General features: G+C 67.1%; 13 protein-coding genes. All 13 read left to right on the top strand.

Translation table 11 applies throughout. The features are described from left to right. Positions 1-39: 39 nt before the first annotated feature. The 13 genes from HUW46_RS45985 (at position 40) to HUW46_RS46045 (ending at position 24,815) form a co-directional block, all read left to right on the top strand. Positions 40-933, top strand: a complete 894-nt coding sequence (locus tag HUW46_RS45985; RefSeq protein WP_215544912.1) for a hypothetical protein — start codon at positions 40-42, stop codon at positions 931-933. Then, positions 930-1,646 carry a hypothetical protein gene (locus HUW46_RS45990; protein WP_215544913.1) on the top strand — a complete coding sequence of 239 codons (717 nt, stop codon included), beginning with the start codon at positions 930-932 and terminating at the stop codon, positions 1,644-1,646. Before HUW46_RS45985 ends, HUW46_RS45990 begins: the two co-directional genes overlap by 4 nt. A 257-nt stretch (positions 1,647-1,903) precedes the next feature. Continuing rightward, a complete protein-coding gene (locus HUW46_RS45995; RefSeq protein ID WP_215544914.1) occupies positions 1,904-2,533 on the top strand; it encodes a hypothetical protein in 630 nt (209 codons plus the stop codon). Next, positions 2,530-3,276 (top strand): hypothetical protein, encoded by a 747-nt coding sequence (locus tag HUW46_RS46000; protein ID WP_215544915.1) that lies wholly within the window; start codon positions 2,530-2,532, stop codon positions 3,274-3,276. Before HUW46_RS45995 ends, HUW46_RS46000 begins: the two co-directional genes overlap by 4 nt. A gap of 203 nt (positions 3,277-3,479) precedes the next feature. Then, the gene (locus HUW46_RS46005; protein ID WP_215544916.1) at positions 3,480-3,833 is read left to right on the top strand and encodes a hypothetical protein; all 354 of its coding nucleotides are present in this window, start codon (positions 3,480-3,482) and stop codon (positions 3,831-3,833) included. Continuing rightward, entirely contained in the window at positions 3,830-4,819 is a 990-nt protein-coding gene (locus HUW46_RS46010; protein WP_215544917.1) for a hypothetical protein, read from the top strand. The genes HUW46_RS46005 and HUW46_RS46010 overlap by 4 nt, the downstream gene beginning before the upstream one ends. Before the next feature lie 91 nt (positions 4,820-4,910). Further along, the gene (gene mobL, locus HUW46_RS46015) at positions 4,911-7,196 is read left to right on the top strand and encodes a relaxase MobL (RefSeq protein WP_215544918.1); all 2,286 of its coding nucleotides are present in this window, start codon (positions 4,911-4,913) and stop codon (positions 7,194-7,196) included. A 140-nt stretch (positions 7,197-7,336) separates the two neighbouring features. Beyond that, a complete protein-coding gene (locus HUW46_RS46020; RefSeq protein ID WP_215544919.1) occupies positions 7,337-7,885 on the top strand; it encodes a hypothetical protein in 549 nt (182 codons plus the stop codon). 275 nt (positions 7,886-8,160) lie between these two features. Continuing rightward, positions 8,161-9,927, top strand: coding sequence for an AAA family ATPase (locus tag HUW46_RS46025; protein WP_215544920.1), 1,767 nt, complete (start codon positions 8,161-8,163; stop codon positions 9,925-9,927). A 151-nt stretch (positions 9,928-10,078) separates the two neighbouring features. Next, a complete protein-coding gene (locus tag HUW46_RS46030; protein WP_215544921.1) occupies positions 10,079-12,049 on the top strand; it encodes a hypothetical protein in 1,971 nt (656 codons plus the stop codon). Positions 12,050-12,149: 100 nt separating this feature from the next. After that, positions 12,150-17,264: a type IV secretory system conjugative DNA transfer family protein gene (locus tag HUW46_RS46035; protein WP_215544922.1), complete on the top strand. Its 5,115-nt coding sequence runs from the start codon at positions 12,150-12,152 to the stop codon at positions 17,262-17,264. A 164-nt stretch (positions 17,265-17,428) separates the two neighbouring features. Continuing rightward, a complete protein-coding gene (locus tag HUW46_RS46040) occupies positions 17,429-22,996 on the top strand; it encodes a hypothetical protein (protein ID WP_215544923.1) in 5,568 nt (1,855 codons plus the stop codon). Between the two features lies 1 nt (position 22,997). Beyond that, positions 22,998-24,815, top strand: a complete 1,818-nt coding sequence (locus tag HUW46_RS46045; protein WP_215544924.1) for a hypothetical protein — start codon at positions 22,998-23,000, stop codon at positions 24,813-24,815. The last annotated feature ends 29 nt before the right edge of the window (positions 24,816-24,844 follow it).

Here is a 24,844-nt window from a genome sequence, read left to right on the forward strand (position 1 = left end):
TCTGAGCCGTATCCACCGACTACGCGAAAAGGGGCGTCCATGGCGGGCGACACGGGCGACAAGACCCGAGCACGGCAACCGCGTCGGGATCGACGTGCGCGCGCGAAGCACAGCGGCGCGGAACTCGAAGCACGATTCGCGCGCTGGCGCGACCACCGACACGCCCGCCGTGCGACCCGCACGCCCGAAGTCCGGTCACGCACGCGCCGCCGCGCGGCGGCCGTGGTCACGGGCGCGGCGATCGTCGCCCTAGTCGCGACCTCGGCGGCGACCCGAGACAACGTCGAGGCGCAACGCTCGGCCAACGACGCGGCCATCGCGGCGCGACAGGCGCGTCTGGCCGCCGCCGAGGCGGCGCCGGAGACGGCCGGTCTCCAGGCCCGGCTGCGGAAGCTCTCCCGGGCGGCCGCGACCGACGCGGCCAAGGTCCGGGACGCGCAACAGGCCTACGCGCCGCTGTACTACGACGCCAGCCGTCAACCGACAGCGGAGAACGGCACGCCGAACACGGCGATGCTCCTCACCGCCGAGCATCGCAAGGCCCTCGCCCCGCTGTTCGACCCGAAGTCCTCCGTCGTCGACGATCGCGACGCCTATTCCTGGCACAACGTCCTTCCCTTCGATGAGGACACTCGAATCGACCCCCGCTTCGCCTGGTACGTCCGCTACGACGGCGAGGACGCCTCGCCCCCCGGCGGCTACGCGTGGTCGGTCGAGACGGTGACACCCGACCTGCGCGGCACGACAGCGGACACCGCGACAGCTGTCTGGCTGTGCAGGGACACCGGCACGGGCGAGGTCCTGGCCTGGGCGAGCGCGGGCTACACCTACGACGGCACACGAGGTCTTTTCAGCAAGCTCGGCGTCGTCGTGACCGCGGCCGGCGCGGCCCACGAGCACCCTGTGCCCCCGGGAACGGGCGGACCACGATGAGAAAACCAGTCCGGGTCGCGGACACGACGCGCGATGACGCGGCACCCGGGTTCGCGCGACGTAACGCCTGGGTCCTGGCGGGGGTGGTGCTGCTGGCCGCGATCGCCTTCGCCGCCACAATCATCTGGGCGGGGCAGCGCACAGCACTCGAGGAACAGCGGCACCAGATCGAGGTCGCGGACGGACGAATCACGCTGGCGGAGCGACGCACATCCGAACGCGTCGATACCGACGTCCTGACCTCGCTGGGCCTGAACCGCGCCCGGATCGACCGCGACACCGCGCTCATCGGATCACTGGTCCGGACCGCGTTCACCTGGGACTCGGGCACGACGTACGACCAGGCACGCACCACGCTCCAGCACCGTTTCGGCCTGCGAGACGACGGCGAATTCCTCACCCGGTTCATGCCCGCCTCCCGATACAACGAGGACGCCACAGGCACCCGGTACTACTACCTCGACAGCGAGGGCGTGAACTCGACGGTCGTGGCTTCACCGGACGTCGACGTCGTCAACGCCGCCGCGGGCGAGTACTCCTACCTCGTCCGCGCGGACATCCAGATCACCTCCGACGCCCCGCGGCAGCACGCCAGCCGTCCCCTCGTGGCAGCCGACCGCACCGTGCTGCTGCACGTCACGATCGACGCCCAGAAACGCGTTTCGCGGCTCACCGGCATCCCGGCGAGCGGACCGACCCGCCATTCCCGATGACACGACTCCCTTTCGACTCGACTTATTGATAGGCTATCGACTGGTATTCGAGTTGAATGGTGTGGAGAGGGACGATGGCAGCCGCTGAGGACGAGGAGCCGGGCGCCCACCCCGCGGGCTCCAAGCGCAGGAAGCGTTTCGTGACCCCCGCCCCGAACGCCGCGGCGGCCGGTGATCAGACCGAGGCCGCACCACACCCGGAACTCGATCCCCCACCCGCGCTGATGAGCCGCCGAACGATGGTCGGTGGCGCCGCGATGGCCACCACCGCCGTGGTGTGTTTCGCGCTCACGATCGGGTTCTCCGGAAACGGGAACGGTGCGAACGACGCGGCCGCACACCAGGTGTCGTCGTTGCGTGAGCAGATTCGCCTCGCCGCGGCGAAGACCGACGCCCTGCCGAAAGCCACCGACGCGGCACGGGGACTGGTCACGGCCCAGACGTCGGCCGATCATGTCGCGTCGCTGCAAAACGACTATCGATACCTGACGCCCCGGGCCACCGCGGACGGGGCACTCGACACCGACGCCACGGCATCGATCCGCCGCAATCTCGCCCCCTACTTCGCGCCGTCCGCCGGGCAGGACGCGCTCGGCCCCTGGTATCTGCTCGCCAGCGACAGAAACGTTCCCGCGGGGGCGGGCATCCCGATGAGCTTCGACTCGGGGTTCACCTGGATCGCCGAGCGCCCCTACACCGTGACCGAGGACGGCACGGTTCGCATCACCTGGCTGGCCGTCGAGACACGGCCCGCGGCCGGTCGTACCGCTCAGGTGTACGCGTGGGCCCAGGCTGATTTCGACCTGACACGCACCACGTTCACGACCGCGCAAACCGGGACGACGGCGCTGGGCGAGTCACTGCGGATGGCGGTGATCCGATCGTGAGCGGGCGCGCGCACGACTGGCTACGGGATCATGCCAGCGCGGTCGTGGTGTGCGGCACCGGCGCGCTGCTGGCGGTGTCCCTGTGGTCTCTGGGGACTGCCCTGACCGACTCGGGGCCCGCGAACGCGGACGCCGAGTTACCCAGCATGATCACGACGCTCAATCGTGACCTGGGCACCGCGCGGGACCGGCTCCGCGCCAAGACCGACACGCTCTCGCATGAGGTGTCCCAGGTCGACCTCCAGCGGATCGAGCGGGACCGGGCCGCGAGCAGGGCCGTGCTGCTCAGCCTCGTCGATTCCTCGGTCTCCAGCCGAGGTGTGCGGCGAACCCAGGCCGCACTCGACGCTCGGTACCCGTTCTTGACCACCTCGGTCTTGACCCAGTTCGTCCCGGACTGGATGGCGGCGACGGGCGCGGCCCACGGCGTCGGCACGGCCTACCGGCTGGCCTCGTTCGACGTCACGGTCAACGCCGTGCGGGGAGCGGACTACAGCTACATCGGACTGGCGCGTCTCGACCCCGTCGCGCCCCGCCCCGGGAACCCGTTCACGAGCGAGTACCTGCTGGTGGGTGCCGGCACCCACCAGGACGGCACCGTGTCCGCGTTCGAGGTCTGCCGGGCGTCGGCGGCGACGCGAGACTCGCTCCTCGCCGCCGAGCGGCAGAAGGCCACTCCGCCGGACGGCACGACAGCGCCGCTCGGCGGCGGTCGACCGCCCACACCACCGGCTCCGCGCTAACCGAAACCCGACGATGCGAGGAAGGTGAGACAGCCATGACGACCCAGGCCGTGGATACGGCGAGCGAGGCGACCGGGATCGAGGACGCCGGGCGGCCCGCGGGTGCGACGCGGCGCGGGGCCCAGACCGGGCAGCGCCGGTCGCGGTGGTGGTTCCCGCGCCGGACGGGGCAACGGACGCCCGCTCACCCCCGCGGTGGGCGGATGTCGATCACGGTGCTGGCCGGCGCTATTCGGCTGCTCGTGCTCGTCGCGGACTATCTGCTGGCGTTCGTCACCGCGACGGTGGTGATTCCCGAGCTCGCCGTGTGGCTGCACCGAACCTCCGGCGCGGGCAGCGGGAAACTCACGATCGACGGCACGGTCGCGATGTGGGCGGTGCCCCTGGTGTTCCTGGTCGCGATCCTGACTGTGGGCGAGATCGCCGTGATGCGGGCGCTGTGGCAGTGGGCATCAAGGGCGATCCGCACGATCCGCGACCGCCGCAGCGCCGCGGAACCGACTCTGGCCCGAACCGGACGTCGACGGGCCACGCGCAAACAGAAGAAGCGCACGTGATGCGCACCGCTGGGTTGGCGATGACCGACGTCTGGGCACACCGGATTCAGCTCGAGCCCGGCGCCGACACCCATCGCCACGACCGCCTCGCCGCCGAAATCGGCGTCTACGTGGAATCCGCTGAGCTACTGCACCGCGGCCACGCCGAGAACTACCGGCCATATCTGCACGTGACCGGAGAACTGCGCTGGCTCGCCCCAGCGCAGACGCTGCCATACGGGATCTCCCGGGTGACGTTCTCCCCCGGCCAGGGCGACACCGTCGACGCCTTCTACCAGTTCGACGACCAGCAACTGGCCCAGCTGGTCGCCAAGGGCTACTTCCGCGGCGACTTCGCCGTGCCCGAGGAGACAATCACCGGTATCGAATGGGAACTCCCCGCGACGATGGACGCGCTCATCCTGGGCCCGGCCGGCGCGCCGGGAGCCGACGTCCCGATCGTCTTCACCCGCGTTCACGACATCGCCGCACTCGAGATCGACCTGGCAACCTCGGGCTACGACCTCGTCGACTACTTCCCGGATCGATCCCGCGGCAGCGTTCCCCAGGCGGGAATCACCCCTGATGAGCCGGGCCCGCGTGGCCACCCGGACGAGATCGATCCGCTGTTCCCCGACCAGGACCTGACCACCGAGACCAGGGACCCGAATGCGGACACCGACGCCGACTCGGTGCGTGCACGGGTACGTCAGGTCGAGGCCGACCTCGCCGCCGAGCGGGAGCGGATCAGGGCCGAACGTCAACGCACCGACGGCACACCGGAAAACCTCTACTACCACCACGTGGCACAACCGCTGACCAGAACCGGCCCACTCGCGCCCCTTCCGGAGCCGGAGCCCGCGCCCGACAGCGACCTGGACTTCGGCGCACCTCGCGGCGTGCCCGACACCTCCGCGTCCACCGCCACTGAGCGCCCACGCGCGGGTGCCGACCACACCGCGGTTCTCGACGTCGGCGACAGCAGCGAACGCGAACTGGAGTCCTGACCCCGGACACGGCGGCGTCGTCGACGGCCCCTCGCAACACACGACGGCAGCCGGGACCGCGTCGTTCACGAATCGAAAGGGCCGTCACGCCATGGGACTGAAGCAATCGGTGGTGATCGTCAACGAATTCAGCGTGCCGGAGCCCGACGGCACGGGATCCCGCGGGGCGACGCCCGGTGACTACGTGACCCGGTACCTGGCCCGCGCCCAGGCCACCGAGACGCTAGCCCCGATTCAGCGCTCGCCCACCGACGCGTTCCTCCTGCGCTACCTGGCCCGCGAGAGCGCCGTCGAGCGACCCGGCCTCTCCCGCAAGGCGGTCAAGGCAGCGATGCGGCACGCCCAGGGCGCCGGTGGCGTCGCGTTCGGCCACGGCTCGGTGTCGATGTCCGATGAGCAGCTCCGCGCCGCGGCCCAAAACATTCAGCGGGGTTTCGACAACGGCAAGACCGTGCTCAAGACCGTCATCTCCTTCGATGAGGCGTACTTGAAGCGACACGGCATCGTCGATCAGGCCTTCCACTGCCGCGACCGCGGTGACTACCGCGGCCACATCGACCAGATGAAGCTGCGAATGGCGATCATGCACGGCCTGGACCGGATGAGCGCCGGCAGCAGCGGTTTCGACGACCTGCGCTACGTCGGCGTGCTCCAGGTCGACACCGAACACGTGCACTGCCACCTGGCCATGATCGACGCCGGCACGGGGACCCTCACCAAGAACGGCACCCAGCGCGGCAAGCTGTTGGATCGCCACAAGACCCGGCTTCGCCGCGGCATCGACACCTGGCTCGATCAGAAACAGGCCGTGGCGCACCTGTCCAGCGCGGTCGGCTACGAACGCCGCAACGTCACGACCTTCATGAAACGGTGGGGCCACGAGCGCATCCGCGCCGAGGCGCTGCCCCAGTTCTTGCTGGCCTGCCTGCCCGACGACCGCACCCTCTGGCGCGCCGGCTCCCGCGACGCGCGCATGCGCAAGGCGAATCAGCTGGTCACCGACCTGGTTGTCGAACAGCTCGAACGCCCCGGATCCCCCATGCCCGCGGCGATGGCCACGATCGTCGGCTACGCCGACCAGCGACGCGACAGCGAGGATCTGTCCACCGAGGACTGGCAGCGGCTGATCGACCGCGGCCGGGACCAGATCATCGAGCGAGCGGTCAACGGCGTGTACCAGGCACTGCGAGCGCTTCCCGAGGCCGAGCTGCGGGTGCGCACACCGATGCTGGAGATCATGAGCATGGACTACGCCCGGATGGCGGCGCTGGCGTCGGAGCGGCAGACACAACCTCGGGACGAGCGCGGCGCCGAGACCGATCTGGTCTCGTTCGGATTCCGGTTGCGCGGCTACGCCTCGCGTCTTCGTCACCACACGGACCGAGCCGCCGCCTACCGCGACCTGGCGCACCAGTGGGAGCGGGCGGAGAAGGCCTCCGTGGCGACCGAGGACTCCCGGCCGCTCTACGACTTCTACCGTTTCGAAGCCGACTTTCACCGGCGGCTGACGAGCAAGTACCAGCAGCTTCTGCCGTTTCTCACCGACGTGGGCCAGTGGTATGACCAGCAGCGTGATGTCGCGGACTACGGGCAACGTCTGCTCTCGCTCATCGCTTTGCGCCACGACACCGCGCTGCAGCGCATGACACTCGCCGAGCGAGCCGAGCAGGTCGGCCGGGAGATCTACGACCAGCCCGGCGGCCGGTATCTCACGACGGGGCAGGCGGGCCGCGCCGTCCTGGACAGCCGAATCGCGACGATGAAACGGATCTACCGCGAGCGTCTGGACACACTGCGCGCCGACCTGTCGTCCTCAGGCTTGACGCTGCGCATCGGCCCAGCAGGCGCGTCGGCCGCGGAACACGACGAACCCAGCTCGGAACTCACCGTCGTCCCGCTTCCGCAGTACGGCTTCGACGAGGTCAAAGGTCTCGACTTGCACCACCTCGGCTACGACTTCCCACACGACGTCGAGATCGGACCGACCGCGCATCGGAGCTTCGTCACGGCAGCGACCGAGCGCCGCCGACTGCTCCTGGCCGCGATGACCTACCTCGACGAATCCGGCCAGCCCGAGGCGATCCCCGACCTTCCGGTGGACGACGTCGCCGCCATGACGCGCGTCTCTCGTGAACTGTCGAGCTCAGTCGGCCACAGCGCCCCGGGGTCGCTGGTGCTGCGCTCGAAGATCGCCCGCACGCACGCCGGACCTGATCCGGTGGCCCGCCCGCGGAGGTCGACGACGTCGTCGCTGGACGCGGGCCTCGCCGTTCGCGTTCAGACACGCATCGATGCCGCCGTGACCAGCGGAGACGCGATCCACCATCAGAGAACCGACGCTCCCGACCTATCGACAGGCATGCATAACGAGTCGTAAGACCACTCGATTACTTGTCGAATGCTTTATCGAGTACTACTCTCTAAGTAGTTCAGCAGGTTCGCCAGGTCTTGTGCGGACGGTGTGACTGATCATGACCAGCACACCAGGAGCAGCCGGAACGACGGAAAGGCACGATCATGGCAGTTCTCAAGGGAACAGGCGCGATGCAGGGAGTTAACCTTCTCGCCAAGGTATTGGACAAGAGCACCACTCGCGACGGCAAGACGCATTACGTGGATGTCCAGGTCGATGCGCGTGACCCGCGGGTACGAGGTCAGACGAATCTGCATCTGAAGTCGGAGCCCGTGCAGGGCGCGGACGGCAAGCGCCGGTTCAACAACGATCTCCCCTACTCTGTCCGACAGTTGCAGGAGATGGCAGAGGCTGCCGGAGAGAACCATGAACCCGTTCTGAACAAGGACGGCCAAAAAATCGGCACCCTCTACGGCTTCAAGAGCGACGTCATGCCGGCGATGCGCGCGACCGGCCTGGTGGTGAAAACCAAGTCGGCTCAGCCGTCGGACTTCCGAGTCGATGACAAGACGTTGGACAACCAGTTCGACTCGATGCGCGCCGCACGCGAAGCACGGAACAAGGCCACAGCGGCGCAGGCCTCGGCTCCCGCAGCCGAGCAGACTGTCGAAGCCGTACAGCCAGTCGCGATGGATGAGCCTGCGGTGGGGTGAGATTCGACCGTGCACATGCGACGAAGAGGTCTCCGGAGTCATCACTCCCGAGGCCTCTTCGCATGTGGAGGGGAATCCGTTGCCGCGGAACTCGCCGGACAGCGCCCCACTCCTCCACGCACCCTCCTGGGCGTCCCGGGCGGCTTACCCGGATGACGTGCCCGCCTCTTCGTACACAGGACCCATCCCCGTCGCACCTCGGATCCTTGCCCACGGCTCTTGTCGACTGATCTATCACGTACAGCATTGCCGTCCTGTGGAGGTACCGCCACGGCATGTTCGACAACGCACGGCTCAACGAGCACTACCCCCTTCTGGCCGCGCTGTCGGATCCTCTCGCGTCAGCCGAGCGGGACATCATCGGCCGCGATCACGAAACGCTGCAACTGCTGGCTTCGATGAGCCGTCCCGAACTGTGCAACGCCCTGCTCCTGGCCGAGGCCGGTACCGGTAAGACGGCCTTGGTGCAGGCCACCATGCTGCGCGACCAGGATCGCCTCTACTTGGAGGTCGATCTGGCGCGGATGATCTCGAAGGCCGGCGATGGCGGTCTCATGGCCGCGATGCTCAAAGACGTCTTCGACGAGGCGGAGCGGTTCGCCACAGACGAACGGCGTGCACTGGTGCTCTTCATCGACGAGATCCACCAGCTTGTCCAGCTTTCCGCCGCGGCCGTCGAGGCGATCAAACCCGTGCTGGCGGCTTCGGGCTCGCGCGGCATCCGCATCATCGCCGCGACGACCTACGACGAGTTCCACCAGCACCTCGCGGGTAACCAGGCTCTCGTCGAACGCCTCCACCGCATCAACCTCACTCCCCCGGACCAGGACACGACAATCTCGATCCTGCGGGGGATGGCCGAACGGTACGGGATCGCCGACCAGTTCGACGACGACCACCTCTATCGTCAGGTCTACGAGTACACGCAACGCTACATGCCGGCCAGCGCCCAGCCGCGCAAGTCGATCCTGGTGCTCGACTCCATGATCGGCTGGCACCGTCTCACCCGCCGTCCCCTGGACCGGCAGCTGCTCGGCGACGTGCTCATGGAATCGCTCAACGTCAACGTGGCCTTCAACGTCGACGGCGCGAAGATCAAGCAGCAGCTGGACGCGCGAGTGATCAGCCAGGACTTGGCGACGAGTGCGGTAGCGCGACGCCTGCAGCTCTCCGTGGCCGATCTCAATGACAAGGGGCGGCCGGAGGCGAGCTTCCTGTTCACCGGGTCCACCGGCGTCGGCAAGACGGAACTCGCCAAACAGCTCGCGCGGTTACTCTTCGGCGACGACCAGCGGCATCTCATCAGGTTCGACATGAGCGAATACGCCAGGGACGAGTCACTCGCGAGCTTCCGCTCGGAGCTGACGAAGAAGGTCTGGGACCTCTCGCACGCCGTGTTGCTCTTCGACGAGGTCGAGAAGGCGTCGGCGATGGTCACGCGGGTGCTGTTGCAGGTCCTCGACGACGGCCGCCTCTCCGATGACCACCACCGCGAGGTCAGCTTCCTCAACACCTACGTCGTGCTCACGACCAACGCCGGCTCCGAGATCTACCGTTCCGTGGCGCACTACGCCGGAGACGACACGGGTTCGGGTACACACCTCGGGGCCTACCAGAAGCTCATCCGGCGGTCGATCTCCGAGACCACGGGCGACAATCGCTTCCCACCCGAGCTTCTGGGGCGCATCGACGCGATCGTGCCCTTCCAGCCGTTGTCACTGGCCACCCAGCAGAAGATCGTGCACGCCAAGCTGCGCACGTTGGTGCACGACGTGTTCCTCAAACACAACGTGCACGTCGTGGTGGACAAGAAGGTCCTCCGGTATCTCGTCGAGGACAAGGGCGATACGGACTCCGACGCCGGTGGCGCACGAGTCGCGGTGGCGAAGATGACCGACGAAGTCACCACCGCGGTGGCGACCTTCATCAACGAGCACCCTTCCCGGCGGCGAATCCGGATCGAGGTGGTCGGCGACCTGGTCAGCGACGACAAGACCCTGCTCAGCTCGGACGCCCGCATCGAAGTGCGCGCACTGGCCTGAGGACCGTCCAGACCACCAGCGGCTTATCGACAGACAAGCGACCGTAACACCACTTATCGCCTGGTCTTTCGATTGCTCTTATCGACTGGTGACCGATAGACTGCTCATAGATCAGGGAAATTGGGTTCCACCACTGAGGAGATCGACGCGGATGGGCATCACGGGCACGGCCGCGGCGAACCACAAGAAGGATCGCCGGAAAAAGCCGGACGAGCTCCTGTCCTCCGTGATCAGGGAAACAGCGATCCCCGCCGCGATCGAGCTGCTGCGCTCGAACACCGCGTTCGTGTTCCCCAGCGGCACAGCATGGGTCATCCTCGTGCTCGCCGGCCACGATATCGGCGGCTTGAGCAAGCGGCACAGCCGCGACGAGGCCAAAGGCTCGATCATCGAACTCATCGACTCCGATCAGATCACGACCGTGGCGACGGCGGAAATGCTGGCGGAGGACCTCTTCGGCATCATCCCGACCGAGGAGACGCTGGCCAGGATGGACGAGTACTCGCTGCTCAAAAAAGCCGTCTATCACTGGGCCGTCGTGTGGCAGCGGCCCAACGGCGACTTGGTCGTCGAACCGGGTTCCAGGGCGACCTTCACACAGGCACAGAAGGTGCTCTCCGGCTCCCTGAGCCTCGCGGAGGCTGTCGGGGCGGAGGCGTGGGCCGAGCACAGCGGTATCGCCGAGAACGAGGCCACCACGGCGATTCCAGCGGTGCGGGACGACGACGCGAGCGACGAGATCTTCGATCCTCTGCCCGTGACCGACGTCGACGAGGAGTCGGTGTTCGACACCGAGCCCATCGACCACGGAACTGACGATGATCCCGCGCCGGTGACAGCCGATGTCGACGAGGCTCCTATCGCTGAGACCGATGGACTCGGGGAAACCGACGGGGAGGACACGGGCGCAGACGGCACTGAGGAGCCGGGCCAGGCTCACACCCCCCACGCCGAGGTGCTCCTGAGCGATCAGCACCAGGCGCGCGAGATCATCGCCCGCCGGTTCCTGTCCGAGGAACTTGATCTGGACATCGGACTCGACGAGTTCACCGCGACCTTCGCCATCGGAGCGCCGCGCGTGCACATCGAGGTGCCCTCGAGCGCGACGGACTGGCTGGGCGACCAAGTCGCCCAGCTCAACCGGCAGGCCAACGCCGAACTCGCCCAACTGCGCTCCGCGCACGAGAACGAACTGCGCGCGCTCTTCGTCACTCTCATGTCGACACACGCCGAGCAAGTCATCCGTGACGTCGCCACCGACCGGGAAGGCTCTCGCTACAAGGCGCTCAAGGACAGCGTCGAGCAGACCCACCGTGACCGGCAGGCTGAAAAGGAGCAGCGGATCCGCGAGGCCAAAGCCCGGATCACCCAGGACTTCGACGAGCAGGCAACCGCGGTGGCTCAACAGGCCGCACGCCAAGCGGAGCTTCAGTACAGGGAACGCCACCGCGCGAAAATGCAGCGGTCGCAGGCCGATGCGGTCGCCGAGGTCGAGCGGCTTCTGGAGACCGCCTATACGCACGACCTACGGGAGATTCTCCGCGTCCGTCGCTCCGACGCGGCGCTGAAGATGCAGGTCGGAACGACACGGATCTTCGAACTGCTGGCCGAACGACAATCGGACTACCTGTCGACCGAAGAAGAACGCCTGGGTCAGTGGCAGGACCGCATCCAGCAGGTCATCGACGACAACCGCAAGGCCGACATCGCACGGGCCGACGCCATGGCCGAGCAGCACCGGACCGCCGACACCATCGAGAAGCTGCGCCAAGAACAGGACACCCGCCTGGAGACACAGCGCCGCGACTACGCCGACCGGCTTCGCACGATGGAGGGTGAACTCGAGCGCCACCGCAGAGACGCCGTGACGAACATGCAGACGCGCGACGCGGAGTGGCGGCACATTCTCGGCGTCGAGCAAGAGCGAAGCAAGTCGTTTCTGGCGCGCAACGTCGACCTGATGCACCTGGCGGAATCCGCCGAGGACTCGGCGAATCGGCGCTGGATGGCCCATTCGGAGACTCAGACACGGAGGAACCGGACTCTCATCAGCTTGATGGTGGTGCTCACGCTGCTCGTCGGCGTGGCGGGATTCATCAGTGGAGCCTTGCTCAGCAACTGAACCAGCGTGCGTGCGGCGGCGCACCCGACAGGCGACACCATGCACCGCTTCTGTTGCGGAGCGGAACACAACAAAACAGCAGTACAACGCGGGGACGACAATGACGCGGAACAAACGGAAGGCGGCCCGGCCCACCGCGAGCAACTGGGACAAGATCTCAGCCCGTTCCTCCGGCGAGACGCTGACGAATCGAGACGTCTACGACGAGCAGCAACTCGATCGGGGCACTCTCCGGGCCCGGCGGTCACAGACCCCGGCGTTACTCGGCGGGGTGGCCGCCGGCGTGGCGATGGCGATCACGATGTGGGTGCTCTACTCGATCATCGCCACCGCGGTGTCCTCCTTCACCACGACCATGACCGACACCCGCGGTCCGTCCCGGTCGTATTACGTCGAGGAGACGACCACGGGCAAGAACGGCACGGTCGTGACCTGTTACCGGCCGCTGACCGCGAAAGGACTCCCCGACGCCACGGCGCCATGCCATGCCCGAGTCGAGCAGGTACCGGTTCCCCCCTGGTGGACCACCACCCCTGCTACCGGAGCCCCGAGGACCGCGGCGCCTGATCGCGACGACCGCCCCATACCCACTACGACAAGCGTGGGCGACCAGCTGACCTCCGTATCCGGGTTCAAGCTCGTCGCCACGTTCAGCGGGGGCCTGCTGGTCATGATCATCACCGGCACCTGGATCTCGCGCCGGATCGCCGCGGCGAACCTGATGACCACGACAGCCGACATCAACCAGTACCAGAACGACCAGCACATCGCGCTCCCCCAGGAGATTCAGCGGACCTACGACTGGTTCCCGGACGCCGGTGCCCACTCGAGCGTGCAGGCGAACTCGATGATCAGCCACATGATGCTCGTGACAAAGGGCCTGGGGACCGTTCAGGTCTACCGGCGTGCCACGGCCGATGTCGTGGATGACGACGGGGAACTCGTCTACTACGCCGGTGAGGTCATGGACGACACCGAGGGGAAGCCGATCGTCCTGACGCTGCCGATGATCGACGAGAAATTCGGCGACGATCTCTTCGAGGCCTCGGGCCTGCCGCGGGACAAAACACTGCGCCGCAAGTACGACGCCACGCTGATTCCCTACAACCCCGATGGCACCAATCGTGACAAGCTCGGCCCCTTTCGGACGGTCGCCGACCTCATCAAGGCCGACTGGGAATTCCCGGACTACGAGGTCCAGCGCCCTGCCGGCGCCTACATCGTCGACACCGCGCCCGTGAACACCATGGTTCTGGCCATCACCCGGGCAGGCAAGGGCCAGACCTACATCGAGCCCATGATCGACATGTGGAGCCGGCAGAAAAAGACGAAGACGAGCAAGCCCGCCAACATGGTGATCAACGACCCCAAGGGCGAGCTGCTGGTGAAGAACTACGTCGCCCTGGTCACCCGTGGTTTCGAGGTCGTGCAGTTCAACCTCATCAACGCGATGAAGACCGACATCTACAACCCGTTGGTGATGGCGGCCGAAGCCGCGCGCGAAGGCGACAGCACGAAGTGTGCGTTGTACGTCGAGAACATCGCCGATGTCTTCTTCCCCTTGGATGGCAGTGAGGATCCGGTGTGGCCCAATGCGGCGAACAACGCGTTCAAGCGCGCCGCCTACGGCCTGATCGACTTCTATCTGGAGGAGGAGCGTGAGCTGCGCGAGGTCGCTGCCGTCACGGGGATGCACCCCGAGACGCTGGAAGCCAAACTCGACGACATGTGGGGTCGAGTCACGCTCTACAACTGCTACCAGCTGTTCGTCCAGCTGACCTCGAGGAAGCTCAAAAACCCGGCGGTCGAGCTGGAGAAGCGGATCAAAGCCGGGGAGTTCGACGACGATCCGGACCTGCTGGACGTCGAGCAGGCGAAGGTCGCGCAGAAGGACTTCCTGTGGGAGGGCAAGGCCGAGCAAGACATGCTCACGCTGTTCTTCAACGCCACCGAGGCGCTGCCGACCAACACGATGCGCACGCTCATCGCCAACGCGAACAACGCGCTGCGCGCGATGGCCGGCGCGGAGAAGATGCTGGCGTCGGTCTACGGCATCGCGATCACCGCCATGTCGTTTTTCACTGACCCGACGATCGCGGCGCTGACCTCGGGAAAGCCTTCGCAGAACACCGACCTCGGGGGCGTGAGTTTCCCCCGCCGGTTCGGCGTCCGCTTCGCCGCGAACTATCTCAAGCGTGAACATCTCAAAGGCCTGCGGGCGGTGTGGTCGGCGTACGGGGACGCGATGTTCACCGAGGATCTCGGCGAGGAGTTCGCGCACGCGGACACGGTTACGACCGAGGGGTGGGCGCGGTATTACTTCCAGGGGATCTTCCCGGCGGACGAGGCGTGGATCAAGCTCGAGCTGTCGAACCCGCAGTCCAGAATGCTGGTGCGCACATTCTACTTTCACTTCAAGAAGAACTATCAGGTCTCACTCAACGGGCGGCATTTCGTCACCGAGACGGTCACCGGGGAGAAGGTCGTCAAGAACGGGGTGCTCCGCGAGATGCGGCCTGTGCGCGACGGCGGGGCGATAGACGGGGAGATCCTGTCGTTTCAGTTCGAGGACACCACGTATCCGCACACGCGCCTCGATTTCTCCGGCGGTGGGACGCCGGAGAAGGTCGCGGGCGAGACGCGGGCGATCACACGGACGATGGTGCGGTACTCGGAGTCGCCGAAAGCGGTGTTCCTGGTGACGCCTCCGCACCTGGCCAAGTACGCCAAGCTGATCCTGATCCTGATCAAGCAGCTGGTCGACCTGAACTTCGACAAGGCGTACATGACCAAGAGCAACCAGAAGCCCTTGTACAAGACGCGGTTCATGCTCGACGAGCTCGGCAACTTGCAGTCCGAGGGGCACGGCATCTCCGGTTTCGCCACGATGCTGTCGATCGGGCTGGGCCAGGACCAGGAGTTCACACTGATTCTGCAGACCCTGCAGCAACTACTCGATCTCTACGGCGAATCCGTGGACAAGATCGTACAGGGCAATCCGCAGCCGCTGAACGCGCTTATCAGCACACCGACCGGGTGGATGCGGATGGGCGACGCGGACGTCGGAGCGAAGGTTCTCACCCCGTTCGGCACGACCTCAGAGATCACGGCCGTGTACCCGAAGGGTGTGCAGCCGGTGTATCGCGTGACGCTGCGTGACCGGTCCTGCGCGGAGGCGTCGGCGGGTCACATGTGGGCGATCGAGCGCTGGAAGTCCACCTTCCGCCTTGTCGATGGGAAGGCCGTGGGAACCGGCCCCGGCGGGAAGACCGCCGCACGGGTCTCCGAACAGATGACGACCTCGCAGATCAAGGAGCTGATCGACAAGGGTCAGCAGGTCGATCTGCCGCGGATCGCACCCGTCGAGTACGCGGAGGCCGATCTGCCGATCGACCCTTACGTGCTCGGGGCGATCCTGGGGGATGGATACGTGCGGCCCCATGGTGTCGTGACATTCACCTGCAACGACCCTGAGACGGTCGAGGAGATCCGTCGTCGTGGGTATGTCGTCGTGGACGACACCGTCCGCGGTGAGCGCAAGGACGGCACCGGCTACCGCATCAACGGCGTGAACGCCTCGATGCGTGATCTCGACATCGCGGGGAAGCGCTCCTGGGAGAAGTCAATCCCGCAGGCGTACCTGTTGGGCTCGGTACAGCAGCGCGTCGATTTGCTGCGTGGGCTCATGGACACTGACGGGACGATCAGTGTCCAGGGCGAGATGGAGTTCATCTCAGCGAGTCCCGAGCTCGCTGAGGGCGTTCAGACGCTGATCCGCTCGCTCGGCGGCCGTGCGGCGATCAACGTCAGAGACAAGGTGATCTACACGTCCCCGAACCAGATCAAGCCCAAGGCCGGACGGTCGGCGCACCGCGTGCAGAACATCGGCTTGCCCGAGATCAATCCGTTCCTGCTGGCCCGCAAAGCCGTGCGCTGGAAGGACCGCGCTCGTGGATTCAACCGGGTCGTCAGCGTCGAGTACGTGCGTGATGACGAGGTGCAGTGCATCAACATCGCCGACAAGCGGCATCTCTACATCACGGACGACTTCATCCCGACACACAACACCTCGAACATCGTGTTCCTCAAGTCCACTGATGACTCGATGATCGAGACACTGGAGAAGATGTCGGGCAAGACCCACCGGTCCTATCGCGACTCCAAGCAGATCAGCCAGGACTTCGACAAGGTCGTGGGCGGCAAGACCGAAGGCCGCGTCTCCTACACGATGACCACCAAGGAGGAGCCGCTCATCAGCTACAACGACATGGCATTCCTCCCGCCGCGCAACTCGATCGTCTTCCGCGCCGGGGACCCGCCGGTGTGGAACCGCAACGAGACCATCCTGCCGATGTCGTGGCGGCTGTTCACGAACACGATCGTCCATCCCGGACACACCTACTCGCTGCAGACGATCCCCACGCTGTCCTCGGCGATCGACTTCGACGTGCGGATGAACCAACCGGATTTCACCCGGATGCTCGACAAACGAATGCGGCAGGCCGTCCGCGCCTTCGACGCCAAGACGCTCTATCAGGAGACGTACGGGTACCGGGACGTCGACATCGAGCGTCTCGACCCGGACGTCTACTCCGACGAGGTCATGCAGATCGTCACGACGATGACCGCGACCGACGAGGGACGGGACCCCGCCGCACCGGTCGTGGTCGATCCGGCCGAGTACGAGGCCACGATGATGTTCGACGAGAACGAGTTCGTCGAGAACGTCCTGGTAGCCACCGAGGTCGCCGAGCGTGATGCCGCCAACAAGGCCAGGCAGGACCGGATCTACGCCGAGGGAACCATCAGCAAGGAGATGCTGGTCAACCTGAACGGCTCGGCGAAGCTCAAGAGCCTGGACGTCCAGATCGCCGAGGCGTACAAAGCGGCACAGGTCGAACTCGAACAGGATGACGAACACTTCTCGCTCGGCGGGGATGGTGAACTGCGCAGCGCGTACGGGTCGACGACCTACATCAGCCACGTGCGATCCGACTGGTATATCGAGACGGCGCGGCGGCTCAACGGATACGTTCACGAGAAAGACTCGCGGGTCTTCGCCGAGGGTGACGTCACCGCGGACGACCTCCAGTCCCTGGCGACCGTGAAGGTCCACGCGGGCTTCTACCAGTACCTCGCGTCCTTGCCGAGCTGGGAAATACTGGCGGACGGCGCGTTCGACCGGGCTATGGCGGTCGAGATGGCGAGGGTGTAGCCGTCGAAGCGAAAGGGATAGCCGACGAGCCCCGTCACTCTTGTCGACAGAGGACCGGCTAGATCGACTCATTTTCTTTCGACTCGTTATCGCATCCTATCGAAAAGCGGGTTAGGCTCGGGGCACGCCTCTGCAACCCGAGCATCCCTAGGAAGCTGACAAGCATGAAGACGGCACACGGTCTGCGCGCGTACTTCTACGAGTACCTCTACTACACGGCGGTGACACGCGCGCGGGATCAGACCGGGCAGGTCGTTCCGATCTCGCAGGCCAAGTCGATCCGCGCCCGAGTCGACGAGATCCTGTCCGGACAGGGCAGCGCGCTGACCGATCCTCGCCTGGGCGTGACAGCCTGCCTCACCGCCATCGACCAGGCCTTGGGCGAACGGGTATCCGGCTACGAGCCACAGTTCGGCGACCACACGCCCCGCGACGCGCGCTATCAACGGTTGCAACGGGAATTCACCCGGATCACCGGAGTCGGCGCCGACGCCGAGCCCGCCTCGGCCCGGCTGCCGGTCAGCCCCTATGCCCCGGACTGGTCGCGCCGCGCGACAGTGAAACGCGCCGGGACGGATCTGGTCTATATCCCCGACGAGACCATCACGCGCGTGGCGGGCGGCGCGGTCGAGACCCTGGCCGACCCGCGGCACGGGAACATGGTGCTCTGGCGGGTCGATGACGAGGGCACCCCGTACGAGGCCGGGCGGGCGATGACGAACGACGACGCCGCCGGGCTCACCGCCCTCATGGACAAGATGAGCCGCCAGGAATACGACCACGTCCGCGACTGGGTCATCGACGGCGGGCGGGATCCGCAGACAGGCCGGGTGGACCGCAACCGCTTCATGTCGGACCGTGCGGTGTCCCGGTGCGCGGCACTGCTGGAGGACCTGAAGGCGCAAGGGCTGGCCTATTCCGTGGTGCGCGACCGCGAACCCGGGCAGATCAAGGCGAAGCTCGCGGGAACCGGCATGGAGATCCGGCTCATCGACACCCGTCACGAGGAGTACGCCGGGGCACGGATCTACGACAACGGCACGGTGCTGCGGTACTCCACCAATCTCCGGGTGCCCGGAGGCATGGCGGTGCCCTCCCCCACCCCGGCCGAGGCCGTCCGGCTGCTGCGTTTCGCACAGGGCCAGCGCGTCGAGCGCGAGGACCGTCCCGGCGTCGCGGCGGGCGAGATCGGCACGACACACCGCGAGCCTGGCCGTGGCCGCACGATCATCGAGGTGCCCGACAGCTACCACATCGACCGGGAATCGATGTTCGTCGTCGGCGACCACGTGGCCCCCGGAGACATACGCGCCCGGTCCGGGGCGAAGTTGCTGCTGCGGCGTGACGCGAAGACCCGCTCCCTGCCGACGTTCTTCGTCGACGCCGAACCCGCCGAGACGTTCGCCCGGGAGGCCGTGGACAGCGCGCGGGAGAACCTGCGCTCGGCGCTCGCCGTCGAAGATCTCATCGCCCACGCCGACGCCGAGCTGGCCCGCACCGGTGGCGCGCTGGACGAGCTGGAACCACCGGAGTATTCCTCCGACGCGGAAGTCTCGGCGATCCAGCGCTCGTATTGGGATGTGCTCACCGGCGCACGCGCGGATCTGCTGCGCCCGGGTGCGACCGAGGAGATGTACCAGCAGCGCCTCAACGAGATCGGCGAGTTGCAGGCCGACGAGATCGGCGACCTCGGCAATCTCGTGTATGGCGGCACCGCGGCCGACAAGGTCCGCGCGCACGCCGAGGACGTGCCATTCGAGCTTGTCGGCACCTGGGAGGCCGAGCCGCACGACGTCGACGGCGACTGGATCGACCAGCGTTTCGATCCCGTGCGGGTGGCGAAATACATGACCAGTCCCACCGGTCAGTGGTCGAACCTCGACAACCTGGCCTCGGCGCTGCGCCGATGTGGCGTGTCCCCCGACGAGCTGATGGGGTCGGACTTCCAGGCCACCCGGTTCAAAGACCGGATCGTGAACTTCGACGAGGACAGCGCGGAACCGATCACCGGGCACATGTCGCCGTTCCTGCGCCGCATCGGCGACACGGTGCGCGAGGGCCTCGCACGCAACGCGACGACACCGGGAGAGATCCTCGTCGACGCCCACGGCATCATCCGCTGGCGCGGCGACAAGCTGCGGCGCGATGGCACGACGACGCCGGTCACCGGCGAGATCGGCCAGGTCTTCGACGTCGGCGAGCACGGCGACGTCGTGACCCGGTTCGCCAGCGGCGAGAACGTGCTCATCATCCCGGGCTACGAGGCCCGGATCGCCGCGCCCACGCCGGGTGAGGCCCCGACGTCGGTCGAAGAGCGCACGATCCTGCGCGGCTACGAGCAGCTCATGCACGAGCGGATCCAGTATCAACTCGCCGCCGACCTGGTCACCGGGCGCAGCCGGACCGGCGAACCGACCTCGCTCAACTCCGTGTACTCCCAGCTCTACGGCACGACCCACCCGGTCGACTTCATCGACCGGGCCACCTCCTACGAACACGACGCGGCCACCGGGGAGATCCGCGCGGAACTCGATGATTGGACGGCCGCGATCCTGCGGACCGAGGCAAGACGCGTGCGGTACTCCAACGCGATCAAACAGGGTTCCACGATCTACGCCGAATACCGCGCCGGACGCGACCGCGTCGACCCGGCCGACGACAACCACTTCGATTCGTGGCGGCTCACCGGCGGGCGGAACATCGCCGTGCTCACCGGCACGGACGCCAACGGGGTGCGGGCACCCGCCGGATACTTCGACCCAGTGATGACCGCGGGTGCGACCAACCAGGGCGTCGTCCGGTTCCTGACCGCCGACGCGGTGGTGAACGCCGACGGCACGATCGTCCCCGGCGATCCGGACACCCTGACCGGCGCGCGGGCGCCCCTGATGAACCGGCCGGAGCTGGCGACCCTGCGGTACGACCCGTTCGACCGCCAGCAGATGACGGCATCCACGATCATGCAGGCGTCGACGGTGACCCCGCCCACCGGCACGGCGCTGATGACCTTCGGCGGCTGGACGGCGGACGACCCGATCGTGGTCAGCTCCGAATTCGCCGCCGAGCATCAGATCCGCGGGGCCGGCGGACATCTGCGCGACCTGGTCGTGGGTGACAAGATCAGCGACCTGCATGGCAACAAGGGCGTGATCTCGCTGGTGATCGACCGCGACATGCCCCCCGAGGAGGCCGAGGCCCACGGGATCGGCGAGGAGGTCGCCTGGTTCCGCGTCAACCGTGCGACGCACGTGGTGATGAGCCCGTTCAGCCTGATTTCCCGGCGCAACGCCGGGTCGGCCCGCGAGCTCATGTCCAGCGACGTGCACGACCTGATCCGCCCGGACACGCGCGCACCGGGGTCCCCGGCGGCCGCCGCGGTGCTGCCGGGTGCCGGGGGCCGGATGCGTTTCGTGGTCACGCACATGGCGGTGGACGAGAAAACGAAGATCTACGACGACGAGCAGGTTCGCGCGGGCAAAGGCCGCAAGGCCTCCTCGCAGCTCGCCTGGGCGTTGCAGGCCCAGGACTGTCCGGCGATCATGCGCGAGTTCTACAGCCACAACAGCGCGGCAGAGTCGAACCTGCGTGAATACCTGCTCGTGACAGGCCTGGACATGGACGCCGATGGCACGCTCCGGATCGTTGGTCAGGCCGAGGGCGTCGACGAGCGGCCCGAACGGCGGCTCATCGCCATGCCCGAACTGCAGCGCACGCAACCACGCAAACCGGGACAGCGTCCCGGGCTCAACACCACGGCGATGCGGAGGTCGTTCGGTGTTCTGATCGGCGACCGGGGTGGCGACATGGAACTCCCGTTCGCCCTCACCTACCCCACCGGGGAACAGACCGAGACGGTCACCGCGACTTCGTGGAGGCTGCCCGTGCTCTCCTCGCACCTGCGCAGTGGCCAGGAGTTCGGTGACGGGACGTCGGTGACACACGACTACACGCGCAGCTACCAGGATGTCTTCGTCGAGGCGTGCCGCTATCGGTACCTGGCCGAGCAGCTGGACGGGCCGGGCTTGTCCTCGGAGAAGCGCGCCGAGGTGCGCCGGAGCATGAGCGAGTCGGTTGCGCGCGCTCAGCGGAACTTCGAGGCGATCACGACCGACGTCCAGAACCGGGTGCTGGCCGGCAAGAACAACATTTTCAAGACCGGGCTGATGTCGTCGCGGCTGTCGGACTCGGCGACCATGGTGTGGACCGCGGACCCGCGGCTCGACATCGATCAGATCGCTTTGAGCTCGGTCAAGGCCGCTCAGCTCGGGCTCGTCGCGGGTGATCACGCGCTGGTGTGGCGCGACCCGGTGCTCCGGGACGCCGGGGTGCGCTACATGCGGGTCGCGATCGACGACCGGCTCACCGGTGCCGCGATCAATCCGGTCATGGACCAGTGCTTCGACGGGGACTTCGACGGCGACGCCGTCGCCGTGGTGAAACTGCACAGCGAGGCCGCCCGGGCCGAGGCCATGCGCAAGCTCTCCGTGCCGGCGAATCTTCTGGACACAGGCGTCCGAAGCGAACGCGGAACGCATCCGTTCGCGATGCAGGTCTCGCTCGACACCCGGGTGGCCCTGTCGAAGAGCCGGGAATTGCGCCAGGAGCTGGACAGTCTCAGTGGCGAGACGAACCTCATCGCCTGGGGTGCCGACTCCGAACCGGCGGACACGACCCGGGCACGCCAGGACGACGTCACCGAGCAACTGAGCGACTTCTACCGCCGGGCGCAGCGCCGTGAGTTCGGGTCGGCGCTGAGCTTCTCGGACCCCGAATCCCATCTGCGGAGCGTGCGCGAGGTCTGCGTGGCGACCGGCGCCAAGGGCAGCGAGACGAAGCTGGCCGACTACGCCCGCAACCTCGGCGACGAGCAGGGCACCCCGGGCATCACCCAGGCGGATCAGGAGGCCTCGATGTTCGCCACGGCGATCAAAGCCCACGGCACGGGCCTGGGCGGCTCATTCGCCCAGCGCGGGGTCCGTGCTCTGCGCAACGAGGACCTCCGGGCGCTGCTCGAGGTGACCTATCCGGTCACCCAATCGATCCTGCAGGCCAAGCACGACGCGGCCGAGGCCCGGCACAAGTACGAGATGCTCCAGGGCCCGGGACGCGACTTGTGGCGCGGCCGCCGGCTCGAGCACACCGGCCCGAACCAGTGGCAGTCGGTGCTCGTCGACGGCGAGCCGGTCCAGGCCAGCGTCGAGGACTGGGAAACCCAGGTCGTGGACTTCTACGCGTCCAGCGAAGGGTTCGGTGTCACGGTGAACCCGGACTACGTGGCTCGCGTGGCGCGGGCACTGCGGGATCCGCGGACAGGCCTCGTCCGTAACCTCGAGGAGGACCCCGCGCTGGCAGGCACCATCATGGACCGGATGGCCTACGGCGGCGACTTCGCCACGCTTGTCACCGCAGCGAAGGAACGGGCGAACGTCTACGACGGCGCGAAGAACGAGCAGTTCGCCCCGGCCGGAACCCGCAAGGCCCGGGCCGCCACCGCTCGTGCGCTCGATGCTCTCGACCGGCACGGCCAGCGCACGCTGACGCCGGAGCTGCTGGTCGACGCCTCGGTCATCACGCGCGACGTGATCGCCGAGACCGGGCACGCGGCTCGGACTCGGGGTGCGCGGCGCCGCTCGGCCTACGCGGTCGGCGTGGGAGCCCCGCGCCCGAGCGCACCCGTGACCGTCGAGACGGAAACGCGTCAGGTCGGCGATGACTACGGGGTGGGGTTCTGACATGGCATCTGACACGGACACGGGCACCGGGGAGCAGCGACGTCGGCGGGCGACCAAAGCGCTACCCGTCCGTGCCGCCGCGACATCCCACCGGCGCTCGGGCGAGGACCAGACACGGACCGACGCGCGAGACGGCGGTCAGTCCCCCGGAACGTCCGGACCTGAGCGCGATGTCATCGACGCGGACGTCGTCGACGAGACGGACCCTCCGGCGTCCACGGGTACCCGGCGGGAGCGCCTGCGGGACCGGGCGCGCGAGTTCTTCGGTGCGAGCACCGCGGAGCGGACATCCGAGCGGGACCGTCGCCGCCGGACCGACGACGACCAAGCAGAACGAGCCGGGGAGGACGGCGACGACCAGAGCGAACGGGAGCGGCTGCTTACGCTGCGATCGGAGATCACACAGGCGGGCGACACGTTCATGGCGTCGCTGCGGGACTCCAACCTGCTGGTCCCGGGCTACAACGATGAGCAGCGCGCGCAGGAATTCAACGCCATGCACCACGTCTACATGCAGATGATGATGCAGGGCTGCCTCAAACCACTCACGCACGGAGTCAATCCCCACTCGATCATCCAGGCCGCCGGCATGATGGCCGCCATGCGGTTGCTCTCCTCCGACTTCCGGCGGGAGATGGGCGCGTCCCTGCAGCCGCTCAAAGACAAGATCCGGGACCGTATCGACGCCCGCACCGACGCGGCCCGGTCGTGGGCGCAGTCCCGCGCAGACAAGCACAACGACCTCATCGACAGCGGTACCGCGGCGGCGCTGGCACGGCGGCCCGAGCGCGCCCACGATGAGACGTACCTGGCGAGCCGCGAAGCGAAGAAGACCGGCCGCGACGCGTTCCTGTCGGCGAAGTGGCGACGTCGCCTGGCCGACATGGAACACCGCGAGCGTGGCCATCGCGAGATGTTCACCCCCGCCTCGGCGGCGATGACCGAGGTCGCGCTCCTCGAGGACGCGTTCTGGAAGATGCGTGACCCGAACTACGACAGCGACGAGATCTATACCAGCTACCGGGCGATGCGTAAGCGGCTGCGCGACCAGATGGCCGACGATGGCCTGGACCGCCACGAAGTCGTCACCCGGGCGCGGGTGATCATCGGTACCCGGATGGAAGCCGAACCCGAGATGCGGTTGATGTTCAATGGGATGGCCCACGGCCGCATCGTCAAGGCCCCGCCACGCGCTGAACGCGTGGCGGGCACCGACCGGGTGCGCGAGCGCTGGCGTGGAGAGTTCGACGACCAGCTCGGCCGCCGGATTCCCGACGACGGCATGTTCACGCTGCGGCGGCCCATGAGTGCCGAGGCACACCAGGTGCAACTGGCGGAGACGATGGCGACCTCGATGCTCGACGGGCTGCGCCGCGACGATCAGGGTGCCTACGCGGGCAGCATCATGGGCTACCTCGTCGGTTTCGCCGCCCGCAAGGAGAACCTCGACACCCACGGACTGCCCGACATCCTCCGACAGCGGCTCGACCAATCGATGTCCATGCTGGCGAGCATGGACATCGACGGCCTGCACCCGGACCGGCAGCAGGAGGTCTACTCCAACGCCTTCACCGACGCGATGGAGGACGTCGCGGGCAAACATCCCGGAGTCGAGGAATCGCTGCGGCTCAGCTTCGGCGACGACTGGCAGACGACGCTGCAGGCCGCGGTCGACGACCCGGTCGGATTCGTTCAGCAGCAACGCAGGAGGCCGAGGGTCTACGACGCCGGTACCGAGGGACCAGCCCAGCAGCGCGCCGAGTTCGACTGGGGCTGGTCGGGCAGACACACGGATTCCGGTGACTACCAGTCGGTATAGGCGCTTCGCATCAGCGACAGAACGGCGGA

This window comes from Amycolatopsis sp. CA-230715, assembly GCF_018736145.1.
Classification (GTDB): Bacteria; Actinomycetota; Actinomycetes; order Mycobacteriales; family Pseudonocardiaceae; genus Amycolatopsis.